Origin of the sequence: Microbacterium sp. zg.B48 (assembly GCF_024623505.1) — a bacterium.
GTDB lineage: Bacteria > Actinomycetota > Actinomycetes > Actinomycetales > Microbacteriaceae > Microbacterium.
On record NZ_JANJFE010000017.1, the window covers coordinates 70,843 to 87,695 of the forward strand.

At 69.2% G+C, this 16,853-nt stretch carries 21 protein-coding genes; 13 read left to right on the forward strand and 8 right to left on the reverse strand.

Features of this window, described 5'->3' with window-relative positions; translation table 11 throughout:
• Positions 1–40 precede the first annotated feature (40 nt).
• On the forward strand, positions 41–472 hold the full coding sequence (locus NQ152_RS13685) for a nucleoside deaminase (protein ID WP_257524441.1): 432 nt from the start codon (positions 41–43) through the stop codon (positions 470–472).
• A 15-nt stretch (positions 473–487) separates the two neighbouring features.
• On the opposite strand, the gene NQ152_RS13690 is transcribed toward NQ152_RS13685, so the two are convergent.
• From NQ152_RS13690 to NQ152_RS13710, 5 genes are all read right to left on the reverse strand, one after another.
• Positions 488–1,417 (reverse strand): LLM class F420-dependent oxidoreductase, encoded by a 930-nt coding sequence (locus NQ152_RS13690; protein ID WP_257524405.1) that lies wholly within the window; start codon positions 1,415–1,417, stop codon positions 488–490.
• 30 nt (positions 1,418–1,447) lie between these two features.
• Positions 1,448–2,410 carry a cation diffusion facilitator family transporter gene (locus NQ152_RS13695; RefSeq protein WP_257524406.1) on the reverse strand — a complete coding sequence of 321 codons (963 nt, stop codon included), beginning with the start codon at positions 2,408–2,410 and terminating at the stop codon, positions 1,448–1,450.
• A 20-nt stretch (positions 2,411–2,430) separates the two neighbouring features.
• Positions 2,431–3,543: an alpha/beta hydrolase gene (locus tag NQ152_RS13700; RefSeq protein WP_257524407.1), complete on the reverse strand. Its 1,113-nt coding sequence runs from the start codon at positions 3,541–3,543 to the stop codon at positions 2,431–2,433.
• 122 nt (positions 3,544–3,665) lie between these two features.
• Positions 3,666–4,337 carry an SRPBCC domain-containing protein gene (locus NQ152_RS13705; protein WP_257524408.1) on the reverse strand — a complete coding sequence of 224 codons (672 nt, stop codon included), beginning with the start codon at positions 4,335–4,337 and terminating at the stop codon, positions 3,666–3,668.
• Position 4,338: 1 nt separating this feature from the next.
• Positions 4,339–4,746: a helix-turn-helix transcriptional regulator gene (locus tag NQ152_RS13710; protein WP_257503526.1), complete on the reverse strand. Its 408-nt coding sequence runs from the start codon at positions 4,744–4,746 to the stop codon at positions 4,339–4,341.
• 70 nt (positions 4,747–4,816) lie between these two features.
• Here NQ152_RS13710 and proC point away from each other — a divergent pair, with 70 nt between their 5' ends.
• Positions 4,817–5,662: a pyrroline-5-carboxylate reductase gene (gene proC / locus NQ152_RS13715; protein WP_257524409.1), complete on the forward strand. Its 846-nt coding sequence runs from the start codon at positions 4,817–4,819 to the stop codon at positions 5,660–5,662.
• A gap of 82 nt (positions 5,663–5,744) precedes the next feature.
• On the opposite strand, the gene NQ152_RS13720 is transcribed toward proC, so the two are convergent.
• Entirely contained in the window at positions 5,745–6,416 is a 672-nt protein-coding gene (locus NQ152_RS13720; protein ID WP_257524410.1) for a TrkA family potassium uptake protein, read from the reverse strand.
• On the reverse strand, positions 6,409–7,884 hold the full coding sequence (locus NQ152_RS13725) for a TrkH family potassium uptake protein (RefSeq protein WP_257503523.1): 1,476 nt from the start codon (positions 7,882–7,884) through the stop codon (positions 6,409–6,411). The genes NQ152_RS13720 and NQ152_RS13725 overlap by 8 nt, the downstream gene beginning before the upstream one ends.
• A 77-nt stretch (positions 7,885–7,961) precedes the next feature.
• Here NQ152_RS13725 and NQ152_RS13730 point away from each other — a divergent pair, with 77 nt between their 5' ends.
• The 5 genes from NQ152_RS13730 (at position 7,962) to NQ152_RS13750 (ending at position 9,644) form a co-directional block, all read left to right on the forward strand.
• The gene (locus NQ152_RS13730) at positions 7,962–8,375 is read left to right on the forward strand and encodes a helix-turn-helix transcriptional regulator (RefSeq protein WP_257503522.1); all 414 of its coding nucleotides are present in this window, start codon (positions 7,962–7,964) and stop codon (positions 8,373–8,375) included.
• A 128-nt stretch (positions 8,376–8,503) separates the two neighbouring features.
• Entirely contained in the window at positions 8,504–8,695 is a 192-nt protein-coding gene (locus NQ152_RS13735) for a helix-turn-helix domain-containing protein (RefSeq protein WP_257503521.1), read from the forward strand.
• Between the two features lie 136 nt (positions 8,696–8,831).
• Complete coding sequence (locus tag NQ152_RS13740; protein ID WP_003792170.1) at positions 8,832–8,930, forward strand: 30S ribosomal protein bS22; 99 nt, start codon at positions 8,832–8,834, stop codon at positions 8,928–8,930.
• Between the two features lie 98 nt (positions 8,931–9,028).
• Positions 9,029–9,322, forward strand: a complete 294-nt coding sequence (locus tag NQ152_RS13745) for a rhodanese-like domain-containing protein (protein ID WP_257524411.1) — start codon at positions 9,029–9,031, stop codon at positions 9,320–9,322.
• Positions 9,323–9,374: 52 nt separating this feature from the next.
• Entirely contained in the window at positions 9,375–9,644 is a 270-nt protein-coding gene (locus tag NQ152_RS13750; RefSeq protein WP_257503519.1) for a glutaredoxin family protein, read from the forward strand.
• A 6-nt stretch (positions 9,645–9,650) separates the two neighbouring features.
• On the opposite strand, the gene aspS is transcribed toward NQ152_RS13750, so the two are convergent.
• On the reverse strand, positions 9,651–10,994 hold the full coding sequence (gene aspS, locus NQ152_RS13755) for an aspartate--tRNA(Asn) ligase (protein WP_257503518.1): 1,344 nt from the start codon (positions 10,992–10,994) through the stop codon (positions 9,651–9,653).
• A 36-nt stretch (positions 10,995–11,030) separates the two neighbouring features.
• On the opposite strand from aspS, the gene NQ152_RS13760 reads away from it, so the two are divergent.
• The 6 genes from NQ152_RS13760 (at position 11,031) to ccsB (ending at position 16,625) form a co-directional block, all read left to right on the forward strand.
• Positions 11,031–11,573, forward strand: a complete 543-nt coding sequence (locus NQ152_RS13760) for a DUF6264 family protein (protein WP_257524442.1) — start codon at positions 11,031–11,033, stop codon at positions 11,571–11,573.
• A 101-nt stretch (positions 11,574–11,674) separates the two neighbouring features.
• Positions 11,675–12,304 carry a histidine phosphatase family protein gene (locus tag NQ152_RS13765; protein ID WP_257524412.1) on the forward strand — a complete coding sequence of 210 codons (630 nt, stop codon included), beginning with the start codon at positions 11,675–11,677 and terminating at the stop codon, positions 12,302–12,304.
• On the forward strand, positions 12,304–12,918 hold the full coding sequence (locus NQ152_RS13770; RefSeq protein WP_257524413.1) for a TlpA disulfide reductase family protein: 615 nt from the start codon (positions 12,304–12,306) through the stop codon (positions 12,916–12,918). The genes NQ152_RS13765 and NQ152_RS13770 overlap by 1 nt, the downstream gene beginning before the upstream one ends.
• Positions 12,915–13,727: a cytochrome c biogenesis CcdA family protein gene (locus NQ152_RS13775; protein ID WP_285178225.1), complete on the forward strand. Its 813-nt coding sequence runs from the start codon at positions 12,915–12,917 to the stop codon at positions 13,725–13,727. Before NQ152_RS13770 ends, NQ152_RS13775 begins: the two co-directional genes overlap by 4 nt.
• Complete coding sequence (locus NQ152_RS13780) at positions 13,708–15,546, forward strand: cytochrome c biogenesis protein ResB (RefSeq protein ID WP_257524414.1); 1,839 nt, start codon at positions 13,708–13,710, stop codon at positions 15,544–15,546. The genes NQ152_RS13775 and NQ152_RS13780 overlap by 20 nt, the downstream gene beginning before the upstream one ends.
• A gap of 5 nt (positions 15,547–15,551) precedes the next feature.
• A complete protein-coding gene (ccsB, locus tag NQ152_RS13785; protein ID WP_257524415.1) occupies positions 15,552–16,625 on the forward strand; it encodes a c-type cytochrome biogenesis protein CcsB in 1,074 nt (357 codons plus the stop codon).
• Positions 16,626–16,853: the final 228 nt, after the last annotated feature.

Genomic DNA, 16,853 nt, shown 5'->3' on the forward strand with positions numbered 1-16,853 from the left:
GCGCGTGGCACTTTCGGCATCTGACGGCGACGCGGCGCTGATGGCGCAGGCGCTGGTCCTGGCGGTCGCGGCCGGCGAGGCGGGAGACGTCCCGGTCGGTGCGCTGGTCTCGGATGCCGCGGGCGCGGTGATCGGGCAGGGACGCAACCTGCGGGAGTTGACCCATGACCCCACGGCCCATGCCGAAGTAGTGGCGTTGCGTCAGGCGGCCGCGGCGATCGGCTCGTGGAACCTCGAGGGATGCACCCTGGTGGTCACCCTCGAGCCGTGTCTGATGTGCGCGGGGGCGCTCCTTCAGGCGCGCGTGTCCCGGGTCGTGTTCGGCGCGTGGGACGAGAAGGCCGGGGCCGCCGGTTCCCAGTACGACGTGGTGCGCGACCGTCGGCTGCCGTATCGGGCAGAGGTGATCGGCGGGGTTCGCGAGGAGGAGGCGTCGGAGCTGATGCGTCGATTCTTCGCAGCGCGCCGCTGACCCGCGCAGGGCGGGTCAGCGCGGCAGGCCGGGCAGGACCGCCTCGCCGAGGTAGGCGGTCTGCTCGAGGTCGCGCATGTCCACGGTCTGGAAGTAGATCCGCTCAGCCCCGAGGGCAACGAGCCGGTCCACCTTGGCGATGATCTCGTCCGCGTCGCCGCAGATGTTCGTGCCGTCGCGGAACTGCTCGAGGCTGCGCCCGGTCGCTTCGGCCCGGCGGCTGAGGGTCCGCTCGTCGGGTGCGGCGATCGTGGACAGTGCGACGGAGAGCTTCAGGGTGCCGGGGTCGCGGCCGATCCGCTCGCACGCCGCACGCACGCGGGCGAAGGCCTCGGCGATCTCCGGCTCCGGCCGGAAGCCGATGTTGAACTCGGTCGCGAAGCGCGCCGCGAGCTGAGGGGTGCGGCGCGGTCCGCCGCCGCCGATGATGATCGGCACCCGCTGCTGCCGCGGCTTGGGCAACGCCGGTGCGCCGCTCAGCGTGTAGTGCTCGCCGGTGAAGTCGAACGTCTCGCCGACGGGGGTGGACCACAGGCCCGTCACGACCGCCAGCTGTTCCTCCAGGATGCCGAACCGCTTCGCCGGGAAAGGGATGCCGTACGCCCGATGCTCCGCCTCGAACCAGCCGGTGCCGAGGCCGAGTTCGATGCGCCCGCCCGACATGTCGTCGACCTGCGCGACCTGGATGGCCAGGACCGCCGGCGCCCGGTGGGTGGCCGAGGAGACCAGGGTTCCGAGGCGGATCCGGCGGGTCTCCCGCGCCAGGCCGGCCAGGGTGGTCCAGGCATCCGTGGGTCCGGGCAGCGGATCGCCGGGTCCCATGCGCATGTAGTGATCGGAGCGGAAGAAGCCGTCGAAGCCGGCCCGCTCGGTGGCCAGGGCGAACGCGAGCTGTTCGTCGTAGCTGAATCCCTGCTGCGGTTCGCTGAAGGTGCAGTACTCCATCGGTCCAGTCTTGCAGCGACGGAGGTCGACTCAGTCCGCGGACCGGATCACGACGTCTTCGGTGGGGGGTGAGGTCGCGCCGCCATGGACGATGTCCGGCTCGAGGTAGATGGCCCGCGCGATCGGCACCGCCTGCCGCACCCGCGTCTCGATGAGGTCGATGTCCGCCGCCACATCGGCGAGCGGCCGGTCGCCGGCGAAGGCGAGCTTGGCGGCCACGAGAAGTTCATCCGGACCCAGGTAGAGCGTCTTGATGTGGATGAGGCGCTCGACTTCGGGCCCGGCGGTGATGGCCGCGACGATCTTCTCGTGATCCGCGTCGGTCGCGCCCTCGCCCACGAGCAGGCTCTTCGTCTCGATCCCGAGCGTGATCGCCACGAGGATCAGCAGCGTTCCGATCATGAGCGTGCCGATCGCGTCGAAGAGCGGGTTGCCGGTGATCGCCGACATGCCGACCCCGAACATGGCGAAGACCAGTCCGGCCAGCGCGGCGACGTCCTCGAGCAGGACCACCGGCAGCTCGGGGGCCTTCGAATGCCGGATGAACGCCACCCAGGACTGTCCCTTCGCGCGCACGAGGTTGCTCTCCCGCACCGCGGTGCGCAGTGAGAAGGACTCCAGCACGATGGCGATCGCCAGGACGCTGAGCGGGATCCAGAAGTTGGTGATCTCGTGCGGGTGGGTCAGCTTGTCCACGCCCTCGTAGATGGAGAACAGGCCGCCCACCGAGAACAGGATGATCGAGACGACGAACGCGTAGACGTACCGCTCGCGACCGTAGCCGAACGGGTGCTCCGAGTCGGCGGCGCGTCGCGCGCGCCTGCCGCCCAGCAGCAGCAGCAGCTGATTGCCGGAGTCCGCGACGGAGTGGATGGCCTCGGCCAGCATCGACGCGGATCCCGAGATCAGCCACGCCGCGAACTTCGCGAGCGCGATGCCCAGGTTCGCCAGGAATGCCGCAATGATCGCCTTGCCGCCGCCGCTCGCGCTCATGCGTTCGAGTGTAAGTCCACTCAGTCCTCGGACTTGAGGATGATCGTCTCCGTCGGCGGCGCCGGGTCGACCGGAGTCCCGACATATCCGATCACCGAGAGCAGTGCGCGTCGGAACTCGGCGGGCGCCTCCAGGTGAGCGGAGTGCCCGACCCCTTCCAGGCTGAGCTCGGTGACCTCGCCGCCGGCCGCCGCGTACGCGTCCAGGACGTCGCGGGTCTGCGACACCATCTCCTGCGGCGGGGCCACCTCGGCGCCGGGCCAGCCGGGCACCACGCCCAGCTGGCCCAGATGGTTCATGTCGTAGAAGGAGGTGTCCGAAACGATCGGGTCCAGCGTGCCGCGGACCCACATCACCGGCGGTTTGTCGGAGAGCTCCACGATTGCGGACACGTTGAAGTATTTCGGCACCATCGTGTTCAGCACACCCGTGGTGCCGGCCGCGAAGCCGGGCCAGTTCGGGCTGGGCACGCCATCACCGGGGTAGTTGCCGGTCGCCGTCGATGTCGTGAGCATCGATTCGACCCACAGGTCCTCGTGCTCACCGGCGTACCCCGACGCCACGTAGCTCGAGCGGAAGACGCTGCGCGGTGAGGTCGGCGCGTCAGCGATCAGATCGCGATCGATCAGCCGCTGCACGAAGTCCGGGTTCGCGGCCCCGCCGCCCGTTCCGGCATCATCCTCGGTCAGCCGTGATCCGTCGCGCCGTGTGCCGCCGAAGCCGTACGGCGACACCGGCGAGAGCAGCGTCAGGCTGAGGGCCGGATGATCGAGCGCGTACTGCATCACCACCCCGCCGCCCATCGACCAGCCCACCAGATGCGCGGCCGGGATGCTCAGTTCCTCGAGCGTGGCCGCCACGTCGTCGCTGAAATCGCGTACGCCGCGAGTGGCGTCCACGGGCGCGTGCTCGGTTCCGCCGAACCCACGCAGGTCGATCGCCAGCACGCGCAGGTCAAGGGGCAGGTCGAGCATCGTCTCCTGCCAGAACAGGGCGGATGACACGTTGCCGTGGATGAACACCACCGTTCGCTCGGGCGGCGTGGCGGGATCGTCTCCCGAGCGCTCCAGGATGTTGACGTTCAACCGCGGCGTCTCGATGATGCGAGCCGTGATGCCGTCCAAGAGGGTCATGTCGGGTCCTTCGCTGTCGATGCGGGGCGCCGGAGCCCCGATTCCTCGACTATAGACCGGCATCCGCCAATATGAATCCACTCTCAGGTTGCCTCGGGTGGAGGACCTCCGTCCCCGATGGATCAGTGCGCCGCCGCGTCCTCGGGCGTCTGGCCGGTATAGAACCGGTAGGTCGCATCGGCTGCGCGCTGCGCCGCGTCGGCGTCGTCGCCCGCCTCCGCCTGCGCGCGTGCCCAGGCATCCGCGGCCGCCCGCGCGAAGCGGGTGCCCTCGTCACTGAGCATCCATTCCTCGGCCGCGTCCGGGGCGATGCGGGGACCTCCGCCGAGATAAAGCGCGAGCCCGAGCAGCCCGTGGTCCCAGCCGACACCGGTCGCACCCGGTCCGTATGTGTCCCAGAAGCCGGGGGGAAGATCGTCGGTGCGCGCAGTGTGGGTCAGCTCGAGGCGCGTCGACCCGCCGTCGAGTGCCCGCAGGCCCACCGTCACCCAGGAGGTTCCGCCGCCGGACTCCCACGTGACCCGGTAGCCGGCTGCGCCGTCGGACGGCGGCGAGCAGTCGAGCACGGTACCGCCGGCGTTGCCCTGCAGCTGGTACCTCCCGCCCACCCGCAGCTCGCCCGAGACGGGAAGGAACCAGCGCGCGATGCGGTCGGTCGTGACCGCGTCCCACACGTCCTCGATCGGGGACGCGTACACCTGCGCGAGGGTCTGCACGCGCGTGGGCGCGCCGTCCTCCTCCGTGGCCGCGACCGTCCGCGTCACCGCATCGATCTGGGCGTTCACATCGACCATGTCAGTTCTCCTCTGGCTCGTGGGTCGGTTGCTGGGACGATTCACCGTCAGCCGTGGTGGCCTCTTCGCCCTGCGGCCGGGAGCGGCGTCGCCGCCGGCGTTCCCGGGCGAGTTCGGTTCCGAGCGCATCCAGGTGCGGCTGCCAGAAGCGCCGGAACTGCCCGAACCACGCGTCCGCTTCCTGCAGCGGGGCGGGATCGACGGCATAGAGGCGGCGAGTGCCGTGCGCGCGCACGGTCGTGAACCCCGCTTCGCGGAGTACGCGCAGATGCTGCGACACGGCGGGCTGCGAGATGCCGAAGTCGCGCTGGATGACGTCGCCGACCTCGCCGGCGCTCAACTCCCCGTCGGCGAGGAGTTCGAGGATCCGCCGGCGGACCGGGTCGCTCAGGACGTCGAGTGCGTGCACGCGAACATCATTGCGCCGATTCTTATATAAGTCAATTGATATGAAAGGCGACGGTCGTAGGATGTTCGCCATGCCTTCCGACGCTCCCGTGCTCCCGTCCATCGCGATCCTGGGCGCGGGCTCGATGGGCGGGGCGATCCTGCAGGGGCTGGTGGCCTCCGGGCGGGCGGGCGGCGGCGTGACCGTGACCAATCGCACGAGGGCGAAAGCCGACGCGCTGGCCTCCATCGGCTCAGTGACCAGCGTCGCCCTCGAGGACCGACCCCAGGCCAACGCCGAGGCCGCGGCATCCGCCCGTGTCGTCCTGGTGGGGGTCAAGCCCGCGATGGTGCCGGATCTGCTGCGCGAGATCGCCCCACATCTCGCGGGCGGCACGATCGTGGTCAGTCTCGCGGCGGGCGTGCCGATCGCAACCTTCGAATCGATCCTCGGAGGCGAGGTCGCGGTCCTGCGGTCGATGCCCAACACGCCCGCGCTGGTTCGCCAGGCCGTGACCGGCCTGGCCGCCGGAGCCACTGCGTCGGCTGCTGACATCGCCGTGACTCGTGCCCTTTTCGAGACGGTCGGGACCGTCATCGAGGTGCCTGAGTCGCAGATCGACGCGCTCTCGACGATCTCCGGATCCGGTCCCGCCTACTTCTTCCTGCTGGTCGAGGAGTTCACGAAGGCGGCGATCGGCAAGGGCTTCCCGCCGGCGGATGCGCGACTCATGGCTGAGCAGACCTTCATCGGCGCCGCCGCACTCCTGCAGTCATCCGATGCGGACCCGGCCGAGCTGCGACGGCGCGTGACGAGCCCGAAGGGCACCACCGAACGCGCGATCGCCGTCCTGCAGGATGCGCGGCTGGACGAGGTCTTCGCCGCGGCGACGGATGCCGCGCTCGTCCGCGCACGGGAGCTGGCGACCGGCGCGTAGGAGGAGCACCGGGTTGCGGGTGCGCGGCTGGGTCCGCGCAGGCCTGAGTCGGCGAAGCGGCCAGGCGCCGCTTCGCCGGGAGTCAGCGGTCCAGGGAGGCGAACCGCTCGATGTCGCTGTTGGTGCCGGACACGATGATCAGGTCGTGGTTGGTGACGACCGTGTTCGCCTCCGCGTAGCGGAAAGGCTTGCCCGGGCTCTTGACGCCGACCACCGTCACGTTGTACTTGGTCCGCACGCCGGACTCATTCAGGCCGACACCGCGGATGAACTTCGGGGGATACATCTTGGCGATCGCGAAGTCGTCATCGAAGCGGATGAAATCCAGCATCCGTCCGCTCACGAGATGGGCGACGCGTTCGCCCGCCTCGCGCTCGGGGTAGATGACGTGGTTCGCGCCGACGCGCGCCAGGATCTTCCCGTGCGACTGGGTGACCGCCTTGGCCCAGATCTGCGGGACCTTCAGGTCGACGAGGTTGGCCGTGATCAGCACGGATGCCTCGATCGAGGAGCCGACCGCGACCACGGCCACCTGGAAGTCCTGCGCGCCCACCTGTTTCAGGGCGTCGATGTTGCGCGCATCTGCCTGGACGGTATGGGTCACCCGCTCGGACCACTTCTGCACCAGGTCGAGGCTCTCGTCGATCGCGAGCACCTCGCGCTCGAGTCTGTCCAGCTCGCCGGCGCAGGCCGCGCCGAACCGCCCGAGTCCGATCACCAGGACAGGGGCATCGCCCCTGATGCGCTCAACCAACGATCGGCCTTTCCACTGGCAGCGAGTAGAGCTGCGAACGGGATGTCGCGGCCACGGCCGCGGCGAGTGTCACTGTACCAATGCGGCCCATGAAGATCGTCGCCGCCATCACATACACGGCCGGGTCGGACAGCTCCGCGGTGAGCCCGGTCGAGAGGCCGACGGTGCCGAAGGCGGAGATCACGTCGAAGAGCACGTCCGCAACGTCCGCCTGACTGATCTGCGCGATGGTGATGGTCGCGATCGCGCAGATGGTCGCCCCCCACGCGACGACGGAGAGCGCGACGCGCTGGACGTCGCTGGGGATGCGGCGCCCGAACGACTCGACGGACTGGCGCCCCTTCGCCTCGGAGATGACCGCCAGGGCCAGGACGGCCAAGGTGGTGACCTTGATGCCCCCCGCGGTGGATGCCGAGCCGCCCCCGACGAACATCAGCATCGATCCGACCACCAGCGATGACCCGTGCAGATCACCGATCGGCACGACCGCGAACCCGCCGGATCGGGTCATGGCGGACAGGAAGAACGCCTGGAAGGTGGTGTCCCAGGCATCCAGGGCGCCGAACGTCTTGGGATTGCCGTATTCGAGGATCAGGAACGCTGCCGCGCCGGCGAAGAACAGCACCGTCGTCGTGATGAGGGTGAGCTTCGCGTGCAGCGACCAGCGGCGCACGTGCCACACGTGCCGCCACAGCGTATAGATCACCGGGAAGCCGATGGAGCCGAGGAAGACGCCCACCATCAGGACGGTCAGCATCAGGTAGTTGTCCGCGAACGGCTGCAGTCCACCGGGATTCGGGGTGAAGCCCGTGTTGGTGAACGCCATGGCCGAGTAGAAGGGCGCCTCCCACAGCGCGTCCACCGGGTCGACGCCGGACAGCAGCAGGGACGGGTAGAGCATCACCGCCAGTGCGGCCTCGATGAGGAGGGTGGACAGCGCGACGGTACGCAGCAGCTGCCCGACATCGCCCAGACGGACCGTTTGTCCTTCGTTGACCGGCCCGCCGTGGGAACGGAGTGGGTTGGTGTCGCTCGCCGCGATCAGCTTCGCGCGCAGCCCCAGCCGCTTGGAGATCACCAGTCCCAGGATGGAGGCCAGCGTCAGCACACCCATGCCGCCGATGTTGACCCCGATGAAGATCAGGACCTTTCCGAACGCCGAGTAGTGCGTCGCGACGTCGACGGTGGACAGCCCGGTGACGCAGATCGTCGACACGGCGGTGAACAGGGCATCGACCAGCTGCGTGCGCCGCCCGTTCGCCGCGGCGGCGGGCAGAGACAGCAGCGCGGTGAACAGCAGGATGAGTGCCGCGAACACCATGACCGCGAAACGCGCGGGCGAAGAGGTGGTGCGCGTGCGGACGTAGTCGAACACCCGCCGCGGGCCGCTGCGCGTGACGAAGGGCGAGCGGTCCTCTTCTGCCGGATGACGCCGACGGCGACCGCTGACGCGCCTGCCCTGGGACATGCACGTCCTCCCTGCTGCGGCACTCTGGCGGAACGTCCATCATGGTACTCCGGCGGGTGCGCGACTAACCTATCCACATGGCGGACATCTTCGACGTGATCGCGGACGGCACCCGCCGCGACATCCTGCAGCTCCTCCTCGATCGTTCGTCCGCCGGCGAGCGCGGGACGAGTGTGTCTCATATCGTGCAGCAGCTCGGCGTGAGTCAGCCGACGGTGTCCAAGCACCTGAAGGTCCTACGTGAAGCGCATCTGGTATCCGTCCGCGAGGAGGGACAGCACCGCTACTACAGCCTGTCGTCCGCGCCGCTGGATGAGATCGATGACTGGCTGGTCCCGTTCCTGGACGAAGCGGCGGATGCCGAGGCCGAACTCGCCGGCGGGTCGACCCTCACCGACTCGGCGGCGCACGCCGCCGACGTGGTGGGCCGCGCCGCAGCATCCGCCAAGCACGCCGTCGCCAGCGCGTTCAAGAAGCTTCCCGGCCGCTGACCGAGACCCGTGCGTGTCGAGGTCCGGAAGACACCGCAGCCGGGACGGGCGTTCCCAGCAGTCACACGGGTTTACACGTGTCGCAGCGACCCCATAGAGTGAGGGAACGACCATCGGAAGGGGAGAACATGGCCGAGTTGCCTGATGTGCGCTTCCTGACCGTGGCGGAGGTCGCCGACATCATGCGGGTGTCGAAGATGACCGTCTATCGGCTGGTCCATGCCGGCGAGCTTCCCGCGGTGCGCTTCGGCCGCAGCTACCGTGTCCCCGAGTCGGCTGTCACCGACGCGCTGCAGCGCCCGATCGCCGACGTCGGCTGAGCCGGAGCCGGCCGCAGTTCAAGGGCGCGGGCAGCGCCTGATAGACTGACGACAGGCTTTCAGATTCTTGCCCGTTCCCGGGCGGTTGTCGCATGCCTGCGTCGGTCGTCCAGACCCTGATCTAGTGAGGTTCTCCGTGGGTTCAGTCATCAAGAAGCGCCGCAAGCGCATGGCGAAGAAGAAGCACCGCAAGCTGCTTCGCAAGACTCGCCACCAGCGCCGCAACAAGAAGTAGCGGCATCCACACCAAGCGCCTGTCCGGTGGACGGGCGCTTCGTGCATCCGGCGCGCGGTCCTCTCAGCCGCACGCAACGGAGTGCAGAGAGGTCCGACATGAAATCGATCACCATCGCTGAGCTGCACGAGCAGCCGGACACACCGCTCATCGACGTGCGCGAGCCCGATGAGTACGCCGCCGGTCATGTGCCCGGGGCGGTCAACCTGCCGATGTCGACGCTGGGCGAGCACCTGGACCAGCTGCCTGCCGAGCCGTTCCACGTGATCTGCCAGGTCGGCGGGCGTTCGGGACGGGTCGTCGAGGCGCTCTCCGGCCGCGGCTACGACGCCACGAACGTCGACGGGGGCACCGCCGAGTGGGTCGCCTCGGGCTTTCCGCTCGAGCGCTGAGGCCCCCGCGCGAACGCGCCCGCACCCCTCATCCGCTGTTTAGGATGAGACGATGACCACCGTCACCGTGATCGGCAAACCCGGGTGCCACCTCTGCGCTGTGGCGCGCGAGATCGTCGATGTCGTGGTCTCCGAGGCGCCCGAGGACCGGATCGTCGTCGAAGAGCTCTCCATCGCCGACGATCCGGCCCTGTACGAGCTCTGGTGGGAGAAGATCCCCGTGGTGCTCATCGACGGTGCAGTCCATGCCCACTGGCGCGTGTCAGCGGACCGCCTGCGGACAGCACTGAACGTCCCGTACGGCCGCCCGGTGGGCGCGTAGTCCCCGCTACGGCGAGAGGCGCGTGGGACCGCGGAACAGGTACGTGACCTCGCGGATCGACGACTCGCCCAGCAGCAGCATCAGCACGCGCGCGAGGCCCATGCCGAAGCCTCCGTGCGGCGGTACGCCGTAGCGGAAGAAGTCGAAGTAGAACTCGAGGTGCTCGGGGTCCAGGCCCTTCTGCTTGGCCTGTTCGATGAGGATGTCCACGCGGTGCTCGCGCTGGGCGCCGGTGGTGATCTCCACGCCGTTGTAGAGCAGGTCGTAGCTCTTGGTCAGACCGGTCTCGGCATCGCGCATGTGGTAGAACGCGCGGATCTCGTGCGGGTAGTCCGTGATGAACACGAAGTCATGCCCGTAGGTCTCCTTGACGTGCGCGGAGATCTGGCGCTCACCCTCGGGGTCCAGGTCGCCGTCGGTGCGCGGGATGTCGTACCCGCGGGCCGCCACGATCTCGCGGGCCTCGGCGAGCGGAATCCGGGGGAACGGGAGGGTCGGGGCGGTCGGCGTGACGCCGAACAGCTCCTCGATCTCGGCGCCATGCTTGTCCAGGACCGCGCCGATCGCGAAGGCGAGGAGCTCCTCCTGCATGCGGGCGACGTCCTCGTGCGAGTCGATCCACGAGATCTCGGCGTCGATGCTGGTGAACTCCGTCGCGTGACGCGAGGTGAAGGAGGGATCCGCGCGGTAGACGTCGCCGATCTCGAAGATCTTGCCGAACCCGGCCGACTGCGCCATCTGCTTGAAGAACTGCGGGCTCTGCGCCAGGTAGGCCGTCTGCTCGCCGAAGTACTCCAGGGCGAACAGCTCGGCGTTGGACTCCGAGGCGGAGGCCATCAGCTTGGGGGAGTGGATCTCGATGAAGTCGCGTTCGATCCACCACGTGCGCATCGCGTGCTCGAGGGTGGTCTGCACGCGGAAGATGAGGTTGTTGCGCCGCTGACGCAGGTCCAGGAAGCGCCAGTCCATGCGCTTGTCCTGTGCGCTGTCGGCGGCGATGGGGGTCTCCGGGAGAGCCGCGGCGGCGACCTCCAGTCCGCTGAGCTTGATCTCGACGCCGCCGAGCTTGACGCGCTCGTCGTGCTTGAGCTCGCCGTGCGCGGTGAGGAAGGTGCCGGTGGTCAAGGCAGAGATGGTCTCCGTCAGCGCGAGCGCCTCGGGGTTCTGCGGTTCGGCCGCGTCCGGGTCGAACCGGGTCGCCGGGTTGACCAGCTGCACGGCGCCGGTCTCGTCGCGAAGGATGACGAACTGCACCTTCTTCTGATCGCGGACGGTTTCGACCCATCCGGACACCGAGACGGGTCCATCGGATCGGGCCTGCAGCTGCTTGACGAGAACGCGTTCACTCACGGGGGGACAGTCTACGTTGAGCCGTTACCGGTCATACTGCGCCGCCGCGTCCGGCCGGGCGCGCTCGAGGCCCATCAGGCGTCGCAAGCGGATGATTCAGATCGCTCAGCGCGTCCCGGCCGCGTCGGCTCCTATGCTGAGCGCGTGACCACGCCTCCACCTCCGCCGCCCGTCGCAGCGTCCTCTGGTCAGCCTCCCGCCGGTGCATCCCCCGGTGCGCAGATGTCCGGGGTCGCGTCGGCACCGCGGCGACCCGCGATCGTATGGGACATCGTCGTCACGCTCATCCTGCTCGTGTGTCTCGGGATACTGACGCTGATCACCTCCTACTTCGGGCTGTTCCTGGCCATGGCCTCGGACCCCTGCGGCGGCACGGCGCAGTGCGACACCGACCTGATCGGGCTCGGGGTCCTGGCCGCGGTCGGCCTGCCCTGGATCGTCCTTCTCATCGCAGCTGTGGTCGCGATCGTTCTGCTCGTGAAGCGACGCCTCGCCTTCTGGGTGCCGTTGCTGGCGGCGCCGTTGACGATCGCATCGTGGTTCGTCGGCGCGGCGATGGCGTCCGCCGGCGTTCCCTGAAACGCGCCCGCGTGCGCGCGGAAGCGCCCGAAACGCGCCCGCGTGCGCGCGGAAAAGGTCGCCTCAGCGAGCACACAACGGCGTCCACGTAGACTGGATCCGTGCCCGCCGACCGTCTTCATCTCGTCCGCCACGGAGAGGTCCACAACCCTCGCCGCGTGCTGTACGGGCGGCTTCCCGGCTTCGGGCTGAGCGCTGACGGGCGGAGGATGGCACGCCAGGCGGCCGAATACGTTCAGGCGCTGGAGCGCCCCATCCGCGCCCTGATCGCGTCGCCGCTGCAGCGCACGCGCGAATCCGCGGAGCCGTTCACCGAGCTGCTCGGAATCGACCCCCTGATCGACGAGCGCGTCATCGAGCCGACCAACGTGTTCGAGGGCAAGCGGATGAGCAGGGCACTGGCCAACCCGGCGAGCTGGCGCTACCTCGCCCGGCCCGAGATCCCCAGCTGGGGCGAACCGTACGTACAGGTCGTGGCGCGCGTGCAGGAGGCCATGAAGGATGCCTGGCACGACATCGAGTCCGGCGATGTCGTCATCGTCAGTCACCAGCTTCCGATCTGGGTGACCCACCTCGCCGTGGCGGGACTGCCGACCCGGCACGACCCCCGCCGGCGGCGGTGCGCGCTCTCCAGCGTGACCAGCTTCGAACTCGTGGGTGACGTCTGGCGTGAAGTCGACTACGCCGAGCCGGCATCGACCGCCGGCGCCGTCGACGTGGGGGCGGTGTGATGAGGCGCCGTCGCACCCTCGCCGTCCGTCGCGCCACCGCCGCGCTGGTCACCGCGACACTGGCCCTCTCGCTTGCGGCGTGCGCGAACGACCCCCTGGCCGAGCAGTATCGGGCAGGCGATAACAAGGGCTACATCGCGGGTGATTTCCGCGTCGTGGAGATCGCGGCCGACGAGCGCACCGAACCGGTGGTGTTCGAGGCGACCACCGACACCGGAGGCTCCGTGACCAGCGCGGACTATCTCGGCGGGGTGCTGGTGGTGAACTTCTGGTACGCCGCATGCGGTCCGTGCCGCGCCGAGGCCGGCGACCTGGAGGAGGCGTACGAGAAGTTCCAGGATCAGGACGTCGAGTTCCTGGGGATCAACACCATCGACTCGGCGGAACAGGCCGCCGCGTTCGCCGAGACCTACGGCGTGACCTATCCGAGCGCGATCGCGTCGCAGACGCCCTCGATCAAGCTGGCGTTCGCCGAGAAGACGCCGATTCAGGCGACACCGACGACGCTGGTCCTGGACGCCGACGGCCGCGTCGCCGCGCGGATCATCGGCCAGCTTCCGGACGCCTCTATCCTGACCGCACTCGTGCGCGACACTCTCGCGGAGTCCTCGTGAACCCCGGCGCCGTCATCACCGACGGCGCACTGTGGATCGCTCTGCCGATCGCTCTGCTCGCCGGGCTCGTCTCCTTCCTCTCGCCCTGCGTGCTGCCACTCGTTCCCGGCTACCTCGGCTTCATCGGCGGCGCCGTCTCGCCGCGGCCGGAACCGGTGGCGGCAGCAGCCGCCGCTGCGCCGCGCAGGGGCGCCGCACCTGTCGATGCTGCGCCCCTGGCAGAGACCCCCAGCCGTGGGCGCCTGCTGGTCGGGGTGCTCCTGTTCGTCGCCGGGTTCACCGTCGTGTTCATGGCCGTCAACATCCTGGGCGGAACGGTCGGGCGCTTCTTCCTCGAGTACGCCGACCCGATCACGCGCGTCATGGGCGTCATCATCGTCCTTCTCGGCCTCGTGTTCATCGGCCTCTTCGGGTTCGCCCAGCGCACGTTCAAGCCGCAGGTGCGCGGCAACGTCGGCCTGATCGGGGCGCCGCTGCTGGGCCTCGCGCTCGGCATCGGCTGGGCGCCCTGCATCGGACCCACCCTCGGTGCGATCCTGGCCATGTCCTGGAACTTCGGCGACCCCGTCCGGGCCGGGCTGCTCGGGCTGGCGTACTCGCTCGGCCTCGGCATCCCGTTCATCCTCCTCACGCTGGGCTTCGGGTGGGCGACGCGCTCGGTCGGCTTCCTGCGCCGGCACATCCGCACCGTGAATCTCGTCGGCGGCGTGCTGCTCGTCGTCCTCGGCATCCTGATGGTCTCCGGCGTCTGGACGGCCCTCATGGCGCAACTGCAGGGAGTGTTCCTCAATGTCCCCCTCCCGCTCTGAGCCCGACGGCGCGTCCGCGCCGATCGAAGGCACGCTGAGACCCGCGGATCACGCCGACTCGGTCGCGGCATCCACCGATATCGCCCAGCCTGCCCTGGGCGTGGTCGGCTGGCTGCGCTGGGGATGGCGTCAGCTGACGAGCATGCGCACCGCCTTGGTCCTGCTGCTGCTGCTCGCGATCGCGGCCGTGCCGGGCTCGATCGTGCCGCAGCGCAGCGCGGATCCGAACGGGGTCACGCAGTACTTCACCGACAACCCGGATCTCGCGCCGATCCTGGACAACCTCCAGCTGTTCGACGTGTATTCGTCGATCTGGTTCTCGGCGATCTACATCCTGCTGTTCATCTCGCTGATCGGATGCGTGATCCCGCGGACGCGGCATCACTGGAAGGCACTGCGGGCGCGACCGCCCCGGACCCCCGCCCGCCTCGAGCGGCTGGCGGACCACCGCTCGCGCGTGGTGGAACTCGCGCCCGGGGCCGACACGTCGGCCGCCGCTGCGACCGCTGTGGACGTCGCGGCCGCGCAGCTGCGCAGCGGCGGATACCGCGTGGAACGGTACGACGCGGGTGGGACGCTGTCGGTATCGGCCGAGCGCGGGTATGCGCGCGAGACCGGGAACCTGGTCTTCCACACCGCGCTGATCGGCGTCCTGATCGCCGTCGGCGTGGGCGGCGGTTACACCTACACCGGGCAGGGCGTCATCGTGGAAGGCGGCACCTTCGTCAACACCCTGCTCGATTACACGTCGTTCAATCCCGGCCGCTTCGTCGACGAGGAGCAGCTCGCCCCGTACTCGATGGCACTGGACGAGTTCAGCGTCACCTACCAGCCCTCCGGCACCCAGGCAGCCGGCCAGGCGGGCGATTTCATCGCGCATCTGACGACCCAGGTCGCCGGACAGGAGCCCGTCCAGGCGGAGGTGCGTGTGAACCATCCGCTCGAGATCGAAGGCGACCGCGTGTACCTGATGGGCAACGGATACGCGCCGACGATCACGATCCGCGATTCTGCCGGCACGACGGTGTTCTCCGAGTCGGTGCCGTTCCTTCCCCAGGACACGAACATGACCTCCCTCGGGGTGATCAAGGTGCCCGACGGCATGCCGGAGCAGCTCGGGCTGGTCGGGTTCTTCTACCCGACGCAGGCGCCGCTGACCACCGGGGCGTTCACCTCTGCATACCCGGCGCTGATCAACCCGGTCGTCACCCTGGACGTCTACGCCGGAGATCTGGGCATCGACGACGGCACGCCCCGATCGGTGTACACGCTCGATCCGACCGGCATGACGCAGCTCACCGGGCGGGCCGTGGACGTCGACTCGATCGAACTCGCGCCCGGACAGACCGCCGAGCTGCCGGACGGCCTGGGCACGATCACCTTCGAGAACGAATCTCCCGCCGGCGCTGAGGGCTACGACCAGTCCGTCAAGCGGTTCGTGTCGCTGTCGGTCCACCGGGATGCCGCGGCAGCCTGGGTGCTCGGATTCGCCGTGCTGGCCGTGCTCGGGCTGCTTGCCGCCCTGTTCCTCCCGCGTCGCCGCGTGTGGGTGAAGGCGACCGCAGATGGGAACACGCTGCGCCTGGAGTACGCCGGGCTCGCGCGCGGCGAGGACCCGACCATCGCCACCGCGCTGGACCAGATCGTCCTCAAGCACACCACCTCGCTGGACCCGTTGCTGCGCGAACAGGTGTCGGCTCCGGTGACGGAGCCGGGGTCCGTCCGCGGGCGGCCCGCCGGCGCGGCGGACGAGCGCGAGACCAGCGCTGCGGAGGACGAGGGCGACCGGGGATCCGCGGATTCTCCCCGCGTAGACTGAACCCCATGCCTGGCACCCCCCTCTCACTCGACACGGTCTCCGTGCTGCTCGTGTGGACCGCCATCGCGATCTACGCGTTCGCGTTCATCGCCTACGCGGTCGACCTGGCCAGTCGCGGGGCGCGCGCGGTCGACGCGCAGGACGCGTCGACGCGTGAACGAGAGCTTGTCACCGTGGGAGCGGATGCGGCATCCGTCGGCGAATCCCGGCGCAGGGACGCCGGCGCCCGGAGGCGGGATCAGGAGCGTGCCGCCGAGCGGGCGTTCACGGCGCGGCCCGGCCAGCGCCCGCGCCTGATCTGGGCCCGCATCGGCACGTCGCTGACCGTCCTCGGGCTGGTCTTCCACGTCGCCGGCGACGTGACGCGAGGCATCGCAGCCGGACGAGTTCCGTGGTCGAACATGTACGAGTTCGCCCTCACCGGAACCATGCTCATCGTGGCGGTCTACCTCGTCTCGCTGCTGCGCTACGACCTGCGCTTCCTCGGGTCGTTCATCACCGGCATGGTCGCGCTGCTGCTGGGCGGCGCGGCGCTGGCGTTCTACGTCGAGATCTCGCCGCTCATGGACCCGCTCAAGAGCGTCTGGCTCGTGATCCACGTGTTCGTCGCCTCGCTCGCGACCGCTCTGTTCGCGCTCGCTTTTGGGCTCTCGGTGCTGCAGCTGATGCAGGCCCGCCGGGAGCGGAAGATCGCCATCGCGGATGCCGCGGCCGACGGCGCCCCCGCGCCCAAGACCGGACCGCGGTTCCTGGGCACGCTGCCGGGCAGCGACGCCCTCGAGTCGATCGCGTACCGCTTCGCGATCCTCGGCTTCATCTTCTGGACGTTCACGCTCATCGCCGGCTCCATCTGGGCCAACGATGCGTGGGGCCGGTACTGGGGCTTCGACACGAAGGAAGTATGGACCTTCGTGATCTGGGTGCTCTATGCCGGATACATCCACGCCCGTGCCACGCGCGGCTGGCGCGGATCGCGCTCGGCGTGGCTGTCGATCATCGGCTTCGCCGCCGTGATGTTCAACTTCACCATCGTGAACATGTTCTTCAAGGGTCTGCACGCCTACTCCGGCCTGAGCTGAGCCCGCGCGGGCATTTCCGCGGCTGCGGTCGCGGCATCCCTGCGTTCCGATCCGCGGTCCCCGCCGCGCCCCCGTCCAGCGCCCTCGCCTGTCACGACACGCCGCGGGGCGCTGCAGATCGTGACAGGGGAGCGGCGGGCGAGCGGCTGCCGGAGGCCCGGCCGTTCCGGGCGCGCGGTCCACCGTGCTCGCCTGTCACGACACGCCGCGGGACGCTGCAGATCGTGA

What these genes read in the sequence shown, in the direction of transcription:
- NQ152_RS13730 (WP_257503522.1), top strand. Translation starts at nt 7,962, where the DNA reads ATGGCGGACATCTTCGACGTGATCGCGGACGGCACCCGCCGCGACATC.
- NQ152_RS13735 (WP_257503521.1), top strand. Translation starts at nt 8,504, where the DNA reads ATGGCCGAGTTGCCTGATGTGCGCTTCCTGACCGTGGCGGAGGTCGCC.
- ccsB (WP_257524415.1), top strand. Translation starts at nt 15,552, where the DNA reads ATGCCTGGCACCCCCCTCTCACTCGACACGGTCTCCGTGCTGCTCGTG.
- NQ152_RS13685 (WP_257524441.1), top strand. Translation starts at nt 41, where the DNA reads ATGGCGCAGGCGCTGGTCCTGGCGGTCGCGGCCGGCGAGGCGGGAGAC.
- NQ152_RS13700 (WP_257524407.1), bottom strand. Translation starts at nt 3,543, where the DNA reads ATGACCCTCTTGGACGGCATCACGGCTCGCATCATCGAGACGCCGCGG.
- proC (WP_257524409.1), top strand. Translation starts at nt 4,817, where the DNA reads ATGCCTTCCGACGCTCCCGTGCTCCCGTCCATCGCGATCCTGGGCGCG.
- NQ152_RS13695 (WP_257524406.1), bottom strand. Translation starts at nt 2,410, where the DNA reads ATGAGCGCGAGCGGCGGCGGCAAGGCGATCATTGCGGCATTCCTGGCG.
- NQ152_RS13745 (WP_257524411.1), top strand. Translation starts at nt 9,029, where the DNA reads ATGAAATCGATCACCATCGCTGAGCTGCACGAGCAGCCGGACACACCG.
- NQ152_RS13750 (WP_257503519.1), top strand. Translation starts at nt 9,375, where the DNA reads ATGACCACCGTCACCGTGATCGGCAAACCCGGGTGCCACCTCTGCGCT.
- NQ152_RS13725 (WP_257503523.1), bottom strand. Translation starts at nt 7,884, where the DNA reads ATGTCCCAGGGCAGGCGCGTCAGCGGTCGCCGTCGGCGTCATCCGGCA.
- NQ152_RS13690 (WP_257524405.1), bottom strand. Translation starts at nt 1,417, where the DNA reads ATGGAGTACTGCACCTTCAGCGAACCGCAGCAGGGATTCAGCTACGAC.
- NQ152_RS13780 (WP_257524414.1), top strand. Translation starts at nt 13,708, where the DNA reads ATGTCCCCCTCCCGCTCTGAGCCCGACGGCGCGTCCGCGCCGATCGAA.
- NQ152_RS13770 (WP_257524413.1), top strand. Translation starts at nt 12,304, where the DNA reads ATGAGGCGCCGTCGCACCCTCGCCGTCCGTCGCGCCACCGCCGCGCTG.
- NQ152_RS13705 (WP_257524408.1), bottom strand. Translation starts at nt 4,337, where the DNA reads ATGGTCGATGTGAACGCCCAGATCGATGCGGTGACGCGGACGGTCGCG.